Source organism: Blochmannia endosymbiont of Camponotus quercicola (assembly GCF_059935335.1).
The window spans coordinates 778,346-792,315 of record NZ_CP011794.1 but is presented as its reverse complement, the minus strand read 5'-3'; the positions used below and the strand labels follow the sequence as shown (position 1 = coordinate 792,315).

Annotated in this window: 9 protein-coding genes and 1 tRNA gene; 9 read left to right on the top strand and 1 reads right to left on the bottom strand. The window is 29.5% G+C overall.

The genetic code is table 11. From position 1 onward, the window contains the following. Window positions 1–644 precede the first annotated feature (644 nt). The 3 genes from CBquer539_RS03285 to pgi all read left to right on the top strand — a co-directional run bounded on the left by CBquer539_RS03285 (window position 645) and on the right by pgi (window position 4,063). Window positions 645–718: transfer RNA gene (locus CBquer539_RS03285), tRNA-Ile, on the top strand. A 367-nt stretch (window positions 719–1,085) separates the two neighbouring features. Continuing rightward, entirely contained in the window at window positions 1,086–1,979 is an 894-nt protein-coding gene (locus tag CBquer539_RS03280) for a homoserine O-succinyltransferase (protein WP_500836430.1), read from the top strand. A 428-nt stretch (window positions 1,980–2,407) separates the two neighbouring features. Next, window positions 2,408–4,063: a glucose-6-phosphate isomerase gene (pgi, locus tag CBquer539_RS03275; protein WP_500836429.1), complete on the top strand. Its 1,656-nt coding sequence runs from the start codon at window positions 2,408–2,410 to the stop codon at window positions 4,061–4,063. A 74-nt stretch (window positions 4,064–4,137) separates the two neighbouring features. Here pgi and rsmD read toward each other — a convergent pair whose 3' ends face one another. Next, a complete protein-coding gene (gene rsmD, locus CBquer539_RS03270; protein ID WP_500836428.1) occupies window positions 4,138–4,746 on the bottom strand; it encodes a 16S rRNA (guanine(966)-N(2))-methyltransferase RsmD in 609 nt (202 codons plus the stop codon). Between the two features lie 437 nt (window positions 4,747–5,183). Here rsmD and ftsY point away from each other — a divergent pair, with 437 nt between their 5' ends. From ftsY to ubiE, 6 genes are all read left to right on the top strand, one after another. Next, the gene (gene ftsY, locus CBquer539_RS03265) at window positions 5,184–6,107 is read left to right on the top strand and encodes a signal recognition particle-docking protein FtsY (protein WP_500836427.1); all 924 of its coding nucleotides are present in this window, start codon (window positions 5,184–5,186) and stop codon (window positions 6,105–6,107) included. Window positions 6,108–6,707: 600 nt separating this feature from the next. Then, window positions 6,708–7,559: an RNA polymerase sigma factor RpoH gene (rpoH, locus tag CBquer539_RS03260; protein WP_500836426.1), complete on the top strand. Its 852-nt coding sequence runs from the start codon at window positions 6,708–6,710 to the stop codon at window positions 7,557–7,559. 323 nt (window positions 7,560–7,882) lie between these two features. Continuing rightward, a complete protein-coding gene (gene metE, locus CBquer539_RS03255; RefSeq protein WP_500836425.1) occupies window positions 7,883–10,177 on the top strand; it encodes a 5-methyltetrahydropteroyltriglutamate--homocysteine S-methyltransferase in 2,295 nt (764 codons plus the stop codon). A gap of 258 nt (window positions 10,178–10,435) precedes the next feature. Further along, complete coding sequence (gene udp, locus CBquer539_RS03250; RefSeq protein WP_500836759.1) at window positions 10,436–11,215, top strand: uridine phosphorylase; 780 nt, start codon at window positions 10,436–10,438, stop codon at window positions 11,213–11,215. 287 nt (window positions 11,216–11,502) lie between these two features. After that, entirely contained in the window at window positions 11,503–13,044 is a 1,542-nt protein-coding gene (gene rmuC / locus CBquer539_RS03245) for a DNA recombination protein RmuC (RefSeq protein WP_500836424.1), read from the top strand. Window positions 13,045–13,160: 116 nt separating this feature from the next. Further along, window positions 13,161–13,919, top strand: coding sequence for a bifunctional demethylmenaquinone methyltransferase/2-methoxy-6-polyprenyl-1,4-benzoquinol methylase UbiE (ubiE, locus tag CBquer539_RS03240; protein WP_500836423.1), 759 nt, complete (start codon window positions 13,161–13,163; stop codon window positions 13,917–13,919). Window positions 13,920–13,970 lie beyond the last annotated feature (51 nt).

Sequence of the window (13,970 nt, the reverse complement as noted above, 5' to 3'; positions counted from 1 at the left end):
AGTATAACCTCAGCATAAGCAAACAACAACTTCCAGAGGAAACGAAGAAGCAAAGATGTCAATAACATGGCAATTTTTTCTTTCCAACAACAAATTCATTAACCGCAAGCACAAGAGCCAGAACTAGGCAGCAACCTACAACCTGTCCCTTCCTTCGTCAAAAAAGCACAAACCCTTCTTTCTCTCTCCTCCCTCTCGCAACACATAGACTACAACATATTTGGAGGGGGGGGGAGGTTATCTTATTTTCTTTTTCACCCGCCCACCGGACATTCTAATAAATATATCAAAACAATTGAGAAATTCAATAGTAAATATTTAATCTATTTTTGTTATTAAAATGTTGAAATAGTGATAAAATTCAAAAAATGAAAAATTGAGGTTATTGTTGTCTATTGATGTTTTCTTTAGTGATTAGACTTACAGAAGAACTTGAAATAGCATTTCAAATCATGTTATCGTGAAAAAAGGTAATTCGTATTATATTATGTAAAGCGAGCGCATGCTTTTTACACACGCTCGCTCTTTAGTTAAATGAGTAAGTATAGTTTAACGATTACAGCTGTAGTACGCATATTATAATACTGTATTTAAAAGATTATGAAAGAAGATAAGTTTAATTATTTAAATCATATACATATATTAGGCTTGTAGCTCAGTTGGTTAGAGCGCACCCCTGATAAGGGTGAGGACGGTGGTTCAATTCCACTCAGGCCTATAATATTAGTGGTAATTATTATAGTATATTCGTAGAAAAAAAAGCATAGCCATGGAATCTTGGTCACATGAATAAACTTAATAAGATTTGTATGTTATTGGTTTTGTATATGTGAGCCGTATGATGGAATGTTATGAATCATGTATTATTATCTATATAATTAGATGTATAATAACAACTGTATCAGTAATTTTTAACCGGATTTTATTTTTGTATTTTATTAGTATGTGTTTATAAAATTTTTGTTAATTATTATTTTATCTTTATGATGATTCATGGGAAGTTTGTAATATGTGCATAGGTAAAATAGATAATCTGAAATTAAATAAATTTAGTTCATACGTATATAGATCAAGGTTACGACATTATGCCAGTTCGGGTATTAGACGAATTGCCTGCGGTAAAGTTTTTGCAGAACGAAGATATTTTTGTCTTGCAAAAATCACGAGATACTTTTAAAGAACATCGTTCTTTAAAAATATTAATTCTTAATTTAATGCCAAAAAAAATTGAAACAGAAAATCAGTTATTGCGTTTATTATCAAATTCTCCTTTACAAATTGATATTCAATTATTGCGTATAGATGATCATATTCCTAAAAATACACCCGTTGAACATTTAAATAATTTTTATTGTAATTTTTCAGATATTCAACATCAAAATTTCGATGGTTTGATTGTAACCGGAGCTCCTCTGGGATTAATTGATTTCGTAGATATAACCTTTTGGCCTCAAATTAAGCAATTATTTTTATGGGCAAAAGAACATATTACTTCTATATTATTTGTTTGTTGGGCGGTACAGGCGGCTTTAAAAGTATTATATAATCTTCCTAAATTTATCCGAAAAAATAAATTGGTAGGAATTTATCAACATAATACTATTCATTCTCATGTGCTCTTAACGAAAGGGTTTGATGAAATCTTTGCAGCACCTCATTCTCGTTATTCAGATTTTCCTAAGGATTTAATTTATCAGAATACGGATTTAGAAGTTTTAGCAGAATCTGATGAAGCAGGTGCATATTTACTTATTAGTCAAGATAAACGTTTAGTATTTATAACTGGACATCCAGAATATGATGCCCTGACATTATCTCAAGAGTATTATAGAGATTTAAAATTAGGATTAAGTCCGATGTTACCGGATCATTATTTCCCCCAAGATAACCCTAATCTAATTCCCAAAATAAGTTGGAGAAGTCATGCGTATCTATTGTTCTCTAATTGGTTAAATCATTATGTATATCAAATGTCATGAAACATTATTTTTTTTGTTTAAATAGAATCGGATAAATAAATAGTATGATTTATTATGTGCACTTAAAACTACAATTTTGGTTTTCGTCTTTATTGCGCATGAATTCAATATACATATTTTTTATTTTTTAATTTAACTAATAATCAGAATATGTATTTCATGCAAAGTATGTATTTACATTTAGATAATAATTTTAATTTAAATAAATACGGTTAATGTATATAATATTGTTATGAAAAATAAAAAATTGTTCGGTATGTTTAGTATTGTGTTCATAAATTTATATTTATATCCATGCATGTTTAAAATATAATGCAGTGATTTTATATATATATATTATTAATAAATTACATTCAACTGATGAGTCGTTGGTTTTGGAATTTAACTCCTGTTCACTTTCTTTTATGATAGAGCATAAAAAATGAATTATGAAAAATATCAATCCTAGCCGTACACAAGCTTGGAAGCATCTAAAACAACATTTTTGTGATATGAAGGACGTATCAATTATTGATTTGTTCAATCAAGATAAATGTAGATTTGCCCACTTCTCTAAAACATTTAATAATGAAATTTTAGTGGATTACTCAAAAAACTTAATTATAAACGATACCATCATTAAACTGATATCTTTAGCCATAGAATGTGATTTGATGGGAGCTATTTCAGATATGTTCCGTGGTGCAAAAATTAATCGTAGTGAAAATCGTGCTGTATTACATATAGCTTTAAGAAATGTAAAAAATATGCCAATTTTAGTAGATGGATTGGACGTAATGCCACAAATAAATGCAGTATTAAAGAAAATGAAACAATTTTGTAGTAGTATTATTCAAGGTAGTTGGACAGGCTATACAGAGAAAACAATTACAGATATTGTTAATATAGGCATTGGAGGTTCTAATCTTGGTCCTTATATGGTTACTGAAGCATTAAAACCATATAAAAATCATTTGAATATGCATTTTGTTTCTAATATAGATGGCACTCATATTGTTGAAACATTAAAAAATTTAAATCCAGAAAATACGTTATTTATAATAGCGTCAAAAACTTTTACCACTCAAGAAACTATGACTAACGCACTCAGCGCGCGTAGTTGGTTTTGTAAAGCTACCTCTAATAAACAACATATATCAAAGCATTTTATAGCGTTATCTACAAATACGACAGAGGTGCTTAAATTTGGTATTGACCCATCAAAAAATATGTTTAAGTTGTGGGATTGGGTAGGTGGTCGTTATTCATTATGGTCATCGATCGGTTTACCTATAATGTTATCATTGGGAGTTAATAATTTTGAATTGTTGTTAACTGGAGCCCACGATATGGACATGCATTTTCGTTATACACCTTTAGATAAAAACATACCAGTAATTTTAGCGCTTATTGGTATTTGGTATAATAATTTTTTTCAAGTAGAAACTGAAGCGATTTTTCCTTATGATCAATATATGCACCGTTTTACAGCATATTTGCAGCAAGTAAATATGGAATCTAATGGGAAATGTGTAGATCGTAATGGGCATCCCATTACCTATCAAACTGGCCCTATTATATGGGGAGAACCTGGAACTAATGGACAACATTCGTTTTATCAATTACTTCATCAAGGCACTAAAATGGTTCCGTGTGATTTTATAGTACCAGCAATAAGCCACAATCCTATATATGATCATCATGAAAAATTAATATCGAATTTTTTTGCTCAAACTAAAGCGCTAGCTTTTGGCAACACATATGAAACATTAATACAAGAATTTAAAAAATCTAAAAAAAATTATGAACATGTGCAAGATGTAATTCCTTTTAAATTATGCAAAGGAAACCATCCCAGTAATTCCATTTTAGTAAAAAAAATTACTCCTTATACTTTAGGTACTTTAATTGCCTTATATGAACATAAAATATTTACACAAGGTGTCATCTTGAATATTTATACTTTTGATCAATGGGGAGTAGAATTAGGAAAACAATTGGCTGATAATATTTTACCAGAGTTAAAATATAAAAACTTTATTTCTAAAAATCATGACAGTTCAACTCGTGGTTTAATAAATTGTTACAAATCTTGGTGCAGTTAATATTATGTTTAAATTATAAAAGCCATGTCTGATTACAGTGAGATGTTTAATAATTTGTATTAATTAGTATTTATTCATAAATTCTTTGATTTTCTTGTAAAAAGATAACATTCGATACTTCGAGTAGTTTTTTTTCGATACAAGAACCAATGACTAGGAATTGTATTAATATTAAGAACATTTTTATTTTTTGAGGTTTCTATATAAATCCATGATTCTTCTTTAAATAGATTATACTGTTCTAATAAAATAATAATCTCAGGTACAATATTATCTTGAAAAGGCGGATCAAGAAAGATTATATTATAAGTCATACTCCTGCTCGTCTTCGATTGACGCAACCAAGAACGACAATCAGTGCATATTATCTCACTATTATATTCCGAAAAAGACTTGATGATGGTCTTTAGTGCTGCAATACAAATACGATTATTATCTAAAAAAGTTACTTTGTTAGCACCTCTAGATAATGATTCTAAACCTAATGCACCGCTTCCAGCAAAACAATCTAAACATACTGCGTTATAAATAATAGGACTAAGCCAACTGAATAGCATTTCACGTATACGATTAGTGGTTGGGCGTATCTTAGCATATTGAGTAACTGGTATGTTTCGTCCTTTCCATTTACCTCCAATAATCTTGATTTTTCTAAATGCGCTTAAATGAAGTTTGTTTTGCATATATCTACTATATTCTGTATTCTAAAATAGTAACTTACAAAAGATTTTTTATTTTTAACGTGAAAGCGTTGTTACTATCAACACAACAATGTTAACTTGTTTTATCTTATTGTATTCCTGATGACTTATATCTAAACTATAGATATTCTATATTTATTAAAAAAATTACAATTGTATCCGAAGCTGTAGTTATAATTATAACTACATTATTATCTTATATTTCATATATTCACAACCCATTCATTTCTTGTTATACTTTTGATTAACCATATTCGTATTATGTAATTAGTGTAGTGTTATATTAGTTATTTTATGTCTTTCTGAAGGGATACAGATCAAACATGTTTATTAACATTAATTGATAAATTATTTTGTAAAGAATACAAAAATAAAAAAATAATATTCATATATTAATAGTGATTATCGAGGTAGTACACATGAATTGTGCATATAATTTGTTTAACAAACTAAAACAAAGTTTATCGAATACTCGCAAAAAAATAGGCGATAACATAATGGAGTTAATACGCGCTAAAAGTCTTGACTCTAATGTGTTAGATAAAATTAAGAATCAATTATTAGTAGCAGATATAAGTATACAAACTACTCAAAAAATTATTAACAATTTGAGACATTACATTAACCTTAACATTACTTGTGACGAAAAATCTTTTCATGATGCTTTACGTAATGAAATGTTAAAAATAGTTATACCTATCGATAAGCCATTATTTGTACAAGAAAAAAAACCATTCGTTATATTGATGACGGGAGTCAATGGTGTTGGCAAAACTACTACTATTGGAAAATTAGCACATTATTACCGATTAGAGAATAAAAGTGTAATGTTAGCAGCAGGAGATACTTGCAGAGCAGCAGCAATAGATCAGTTAAAAATCTTAGGCAAACGTAGTGGTTGCGTCGCAGTAATCACAAAACACTCTACTTCTGATTCTGCTTCAATAGTTTTTGATGCTATTAGAATAGCTAAAATCAAATCTGTTGACCTACTCATTATAGACACTGCAGGGAGATTACAAAACAAAATATATGCAATGGAAGAATTAAAAAAAATTATTAAAGTAATAAAAAAAATTGACGCGGAAGCACCTCATGAAACCATGTTGGTTCTCGACGCTAATATTGGGCAAAATTCTATAAATCAAGTACGTATATTCAATGAGGCAATTAAAATTACAGGAATAATTATGACCAAATTAGATGGTAGTGCCAAAGGAGGAGCGCTTTTATCTATTGCTGATCATTTTTTAATCCCAATACGATATGTTGGAATAGGACAAAATATTGATGATTTACAACCATTTAAATCACACAATTTTATTGAAGCTATTTTTAAATAATAAACTTAATAAACACAACATACCACTTATAACTTATATAAATATTTACCTAAAGGCCATTAACCTAAATCATGAGGAAAATGTTTTTATAAATAATTATTGTAAACAATGTTATTAGCGTTTATGATGCTTGCGAGGTGTTCGTAACAAAGCGATTTGATTCTAAGTGTACAGAATATTAATTGAAAATAAAATTAATAATGCAATCGCAAACAAAATAATTAGACAGATGCATTGTAGTAGTAGTAGTATATATGTTAAAAATTTCTGTCTTCTATATGATCTACGTGTTATCAAATGTTAATTTTTTGAATTCAGATTTGTGTTAAAATTATTGTATATAAGCATAAGCCATTTGGTGTTATTAAGCGTAGTCAATTTAATTATAATAAGTAACTTTATGGTATTCTAATTCCGTTAAATTATTAGAAAATCAGCGGCATAATATGTATTATATGCATATATCATGTTATGTAAATGATGCTATCTATTACTATAGATATAAAATTACCTACATATGGTTTCCCAGGATTATTTATATACAGTACAATAATGGTTTAAATAATTATATGCGTACATATGATTGATTTAGGAGAATAAATGCCTAAATATATACAAAAAAGTATAACTTTAGTCCCTCAAGGAAACTTGGAGGCTTATATAAGAGCGGCTAATGCTTATACTATGTTAACAGCAGAAGAAGAACGAGCATTAGCTGAACGATTATACTATCATGGAGATTTAAGAGCTGCAAAAAAACTTATTGTATCACATCTAAGATTTGTTGTTCACGTTTCTCGCAATTATTCTGGTTATGGATTACCACAAGCCGATTTAATACAAGAGGGTAATATTGGTTTGATGAAAGCTGTACGGCGATTTAATCCAGAATTAGATGTTCGTTTAGTATCATTTGCTGTGCATTGGATTAAATCAGAGATTCATGAATATGTTCTAAAAAACTGGCGTATTGTAAAAATAGCTACTACTAAAGCACAACGTAAACTGTTTTTTAACTTACGAAAAGCTAAACAACATTTGGGTTGGTTTAATGCAGGAGAGATAGAAATAGTTGCAAAAGCATTAAATGTAACTAGTAAAGATGTTCGTGAAATGGAATCTCGTATGTCAGCGCAAGATATGACTTTTGAACAATCTTCAGATGAGGATAACCGAGGAATATTAATAGCACCTATGTTATACTTACAGGATAAAGCTGCTATTCCCAATGAAGAAGACGAATGGATTGATCAGGTTAGCGATAAATTAAATACGGCTATAAATACTCTGGATAAACGTAGTCAACATATTATTCGCGCACGATGGCTCAATGTAGATAATAAAAGTACACTGCAAGAATTGGCTAATCAATACGGTGTTTCTGCTGAAAGGGTACGTCAATTAGAAAAGAATGCTATGAAAAAAATGAGATTAATAATACAAAGTAATTAAATTTTTTTATGCGTTTTACTTATTAAAAATTAATATAACCTGTTAAAGCCATATATATTTATAATTTAGTTCATTTAACTGCAGGCAAGTGTAGTAATTTTATATTAGTTTGCATAAACTATAAATTATTGATGCTATATGTTTTTGTTTATGCCAATAGTTATATATAAATATATGGTTACAGCGTTTAATTTTTAAAGTTTGTTTTGAAGCATCCGGATTGATTTGTTAATAACTACAGTGCTTTTATTTTTTAAAAAAACATTTTTTATCTAAATTTTTTTAAATACTTCATATAACCAAAATAACTCATGGAGTAAATTATGACAATTGTCGGGCATACATTAGGATTTCCTCGTATTGGCTTACATAGAGAACTAAAGTATGCTCTAGAGCATTATTGGGACGGAAAAATAGAAGAAGATAAATTATTAGAAATAGGTCGTGTATTACGTATACGTCATTGGAAACAACAGAAAGATTCTGGTATGGATTGGATCCCAGTAGGTGATTTCGCATGGTATGATCATGTTTTAACTGCTAGCTTGATGTTTAATAATATTCCAGATAGACATCGTATTTATCAGGAAAATATTAATTTAAATACATTGTTTAGAATAAGCCGAGGTTATTCTTTAAATGATATACCAATACCACCCTCAGAAATGAAAAAATGGTTTAATACCAATTATCATTATATAGTACCCGAATTTGTTCACAATCAAGAATTTAAATTAAATTGGACTCAATTATTTGATGAAATAGATGAAGCTCTGTCCCTGAAATATAATGTGAAACCAATATTACTTGGCCCGCTTAGTTATCTTTGGTTAGGAAAGGTGAAAGGAAAAAAATTTGATCGACTATCATTATTGCCTGCTTTATTATTAGTATATCAAGAAATATTAAATATTTTGTCATCAAAAAATATCGATTGGGTGCAAATTGATGAACCTATACTAGTTTTGGAGCTACCATTGCAATGGATAAAAGCATATTTGAGTGCGTATGAACAACTGCATGGCATAGTTAAATTGTTATTGACTACTTATTTCGATGGTATCTATCATCAATTAGATGTCATTTCACAACTGCAAGTAGATGGCTTACACGTCGATTTAGTTTCTAGCTCTGATAATATACCTTTGCTGCATGCCCGACTACCAAAGAATTGGATATTATCGGCAGGAGTGATTAACGGACGTAATGTGTGGAAAACTAATTTACATAGTTGGTTTCAAAAACTATATCCCTTAGTAGACGAGCGTAAATTATGGATAGGTTCGTCTTGTTCCTTATTGCATACTCCTATTGATTTAAATATGGAAACAAAATTGGACAAACACACTAAAGAATGGTTTGCTTTTGCGATTCAAAAATGTTATGAAATAAAAGTTTTATGCGCTGCATTAAATACTAAAAACACAAATGACTCGACATATGAAGACGTACTCAGTGAATATTACGTTTCTAACAGTTTAAGATCTTATTCCAGGACAGTTCATGATATACGTGTTAAAACGCGTCTCGGACACATCGACAAAATTTCGCATTATCGATCCGCTCCATATGAAACACGGGTTACATTGCAACACAAAAAGCTTAATTTGCCATTGCTACCAACCACTACTATTGGTTCATTTCCTCAAACTGAAGACATTCGTAAACTTCGATCAAACTTTAGAAATAACCAAATCAGTAAAGAAGATTATTGCGTTGGTATTAAGAGTTACATTAAACAGATTATTACAGAACAAGAAAAATTAGATTTAGACGTTTTAGTACATGGAGAACCGGAACGAAATGATATGGTAGAATATTTTGGGGAAAATTTAAACGGATTTATATTTACTCAGAATGGATGGGTACAAAGCTATGGTTCTCGTTGTGTAAAACCTCCAGTAATTATTGGAGATATTAGTCGCTCACAACCCATTACTACAGAATGGATAAATTATGCTCAGTCATTAACTAATAAACCGGTAAAAGGTATATTAACGGGACCTATAACTATCATGTCTTGGTCATTCCCGCGCGAAGATATACAACGCAAAACAATAGCATTACAATTAGCATTATCAATACGTGATGAAGTGATAGATTTAGAAAAATCTGGTATTGGAATAATACAAGTTGATGAGCCGGCTTTACGAGAAGGATTGCCTTTAAAATCTTCTGATCAAAAACAGTATTTAGAATGGGCAGTTAATGTCTTTAAAATGACTGTTTCATCAGTGAAAGATGATACTCAAATTCATACTCATATGTGTTATTCTGAATTTAATGATGTTATTCATGCTATTTTAGCATTAGATGCCGATGTAATCAGTATAGAAGCATCTAGATCAGATGAAAAAATGTTAAAATCTATACAACGTTTAATAGGGAATTTAAATGAAATTGGCCCAGGAATATATGATATTCATTCTCCAAATGAACCAACTCAAGATGATTTTATCGAAAAAATTAATCAGTTATTAAAATATATTCCAAAACAACGTTTATGGATCAATCCTGATTGCGGGTTAAAAACAAGGTCATGGTCTGAAACTAGAGAATCATTAAATAATATGGTATCCGCGGTTAAATTATTACGCAAGCAGTTTTATTTATCATAAATATGGCTAAATAATTTAGTTGATTAATTGTGTAGTATTTGATATGATCAATGTCATTTACAATAATTGGTATTATTGCATTATAAGTTGCTTATAAATTAGTTATGTAAGGATGGTTATTGAATAATTAAAAAATTTATTATTATTTCATTTATAAAAATAAAGAATTTTGAAAAAACTTTTCAACTAATTTTAGTTATAAAACGGGTCTATAATGATTCCTAGAGTATTAGATAAAGTTTTTGTGTTATGACTATTATGACTAATAATGTATTTCATTTAGGTTTAAAGGTTGAGGATCTGCAGGGTGCAACTTTGGCTATTCTCCCAGGGGATCCTAGTAGGGTAAAAAAAATTGCTTTGTTAATGGACAAACCAGAATATATTGCTAATTATCGAGAATTTACTACTTGGTCTGCAAAAATTAATGAAAATAAAATAATTATTTGTTCTACAGGTATAGGTGGGCCGTCTACTTCTATTGTGGTGGAAGAATTATCTCAATTGGGTATACGTACATTCTTGCGTGTAGGTACTGCGGGAGCTATCCAAAAATACGTAAACACAGGTGACGTATTGATTGTTACTGCTGCTGTTCGCTGTGATGGAGCCAGTCAACATTTCGCTCCATTAGAATTTCCGGCAGTAGCAGATTTATCATGCACTATGGCTTTAATTAAAGCAGCTAAAAAAATTGGTGTTAAATCACATTTTGGTATAACTGTATCTTCAGATACATTTTATCCTGGGCAAGAAAGACAGGATACATATTCTGGGCGAATTATTCAAAAATTACGTGGTTCTATGGAAGAATGGCAGAATATGGGAGTGATGAGTTACGAAATGGAATCCGCAACACTATTGACTATGTGTGTGACTCAGGGATTACGAGCAGGAGTAGTCACAGGTATTATTGTAAATCGCACACAAAAGGAAAGCCCAAATGTTGCTTTAATACATCATGTTGAATATATGGCAATCAAAGTTGTAATAGAAGGCGCTCATATTCTTCTGAATGAAAATAATACCCTTATATAGTTGTGAAAATAATATTAAATTATTATTATTATTCTGTAAATGTATTCGGGATTCATTCTAGTATACTCAGTTTTATAAAAGTTTTATAAACATATTACTTTATTGAAATATACAAGTCTAAAATATAATTTTACATTATTATGTTACTTAAATAGTATATTGTTGTTTCCAACATGATACACGTTTTGCGTACTTTATTCCTAAATCATTATACGCAACCGTATTATGATCATAATAAGCAATTATTATAGCATTAATTTATAAATATATTTTATAGCAGAGAATATATGATAATTACTCCGTTTTATTTATGTAATGCAATTAGCATGTCCGTGGGTTTTTTAATATCTGCAATATTTTTTAAAATTATAGGAAAACGTTGTATTAAAAAATATAAAAATAACTATACGGCTCATGAACACGCTTTATGCATAGCTACACAAAATTTAAAAAATGAATCTACCTTACGTCATAATATTGAACAAAAATTGCAGACCAAATCACAAATAGTATATGAACTACACGGTAAACTATCTACCGCCGAAGAACGTTTAAAATTACTAGATCATTATCATCAGAAATGCGAACAACTAAATAATCAATTACATATACAATTCAATTTAAATCATGATCAAGAATTAAAATTACAGGAATTAAATATTCGTTTAGAAGAATATAAATTAGCAACAGAAGAAAAACAGAAGTTGTTTATCGATAGTGAAAATAGATTAACTATGCAATTTGAAAATTTAGCAAATCGTATTTTTGAACAAAATGGGCATAAGGTAGATAAGCAAAATAAAATAACTCTTGACAGAATGTTATATCCATTACGAGAACAATTAGAAGGATTTAAAAATCAACTACAAAATAGTTTTGAAAAAGAAGAACAAACGAGACATACTCTGACATACGAAATTCGTAACTTACATCAACTAAACTCAAAAATTACTCAAGAAACTATTAATTTAACACAAGCATTAAAAGGAAATAATAAAACACAAGGCAGTTGGGGAGAAATAATTTTAACTCGCGCATTAGAGGCTTCTGGTATGCGTGAAGGTCATGAATTTCATGTACAAGTCAGTATAAAACAAATAGATGGCAATAGATTGCAACCTGACGTAATTATACATTTACCCCATGGCAAAGATGTAGTTATTGATTCTAAAGTATCTTTAGTGGCTTATGAACGTTATTTCAATAGTGATAACGAAGAAGATCAACGGTTAGCTGTGATTGATCATGTTCATTCATTACGTGCTCATATAAAATCATTGAGTAAAAAAGATTATCAAAAATTATTTGGATTAAATACGTTGGATTATATTTTAATGTTTATTCCTATTGAATCAGCTTTTATGTTAGCTATTCAAAAAGAATCATCATTATTAACAGATGCTATGCAGTCTAATATCATGTTAATCAGCCCTACAACATTATTAGTAGCTTTACGCACCATCAACAACTTGTGGCGTTATGAATATCAAAATTGTCATGCTAAAAAAATCGCTGATAAAGCAGGACGATTATACGACAAACTACGGTTGTTTATGGATGACTTGAATAAAATTGGTCTCTATTTGAATAAAGCAGAAGTTATCTATAGTGCGGCTAAAAATAAATTTTGCGAAGGAAAAGGTAACATTATAAGTCAAGCAGAAAGTTTTAGAGCACTTGGGGTACAAATAAAACAACCGATTATTACTAATGCAATTTCAGTGAATTCTATGTTCTTGTGTGATAAAAAAAATATTTCTTCTGCTTCATCTAATTTTGAAGATAATAGTACTCAAAACACATGTCACGAAGCTTTATCAAATTCTTGATAAAGTATATTTCAAATATATATGTCGATGAAAATGAAACCATAATACTATTTTGTTAAAATAGTGTTTTTTTGATCAATGGAAACCTAATGATAACATCACTATAATAAATACGTATGAAGAACAAATATGATAAAGACATGACTCATTTCGGTTTTCAAAATGTTTATAAAGATAAGAAAGCATCGCTAGTGTCCAATATATTTCATACTGTAGCATCAAGGTATGATTTAATGAATGACTTAATGTCATTCGGCATACATAGAATGTGGAAGAAATTCATGATTTATCACAGTGGAGCATATGTCGGATGTAGTGTACTTGATCTGGCTGGAGGTACTGGAGATTTAAGCATTCAATTTTCCCGATTAGTAGGTAATACAGGAATCGTGGTATTAGTGGATATTAATGACTCCATGCTACGTATGGGTCAAAAGAAATTACGTAATTTAGGTATATTAGATAATGTTATATATGTACAAGCTGACGCTGAAGCTTTACCTTTTTCTGAGAATACTTTTGATTGTGTTGCCGTTGCTTTTGGATTACGTAACTTTACAAATAAGGAACAATCATTGTTTTCGATATATAGAGTGCTAAAACCTAGAGGAAAATTGTTAATTTTGGATTTTGGTGTGCCTATTTTTAAAATATTGAATTCAATATATGATTTATATTCATTTCATATTTTACCTAAAATTGGTGAATGTATAACTCAAGATTCTAATAGTTATCGTTATCTTGTAGAATCTATTCGTATGCATCCAGATCAAGAAACTGTAAAGAATATGATTCTACAAACAGGATTCAACAACGTTGAATATTTTAATATGACTGGTGGAATCGCTGTACTACATTGTGCATATAAATACTAAAACAAAAAATATTTATATTAAACAAATTATTAAGATTAACATCTAACTTTT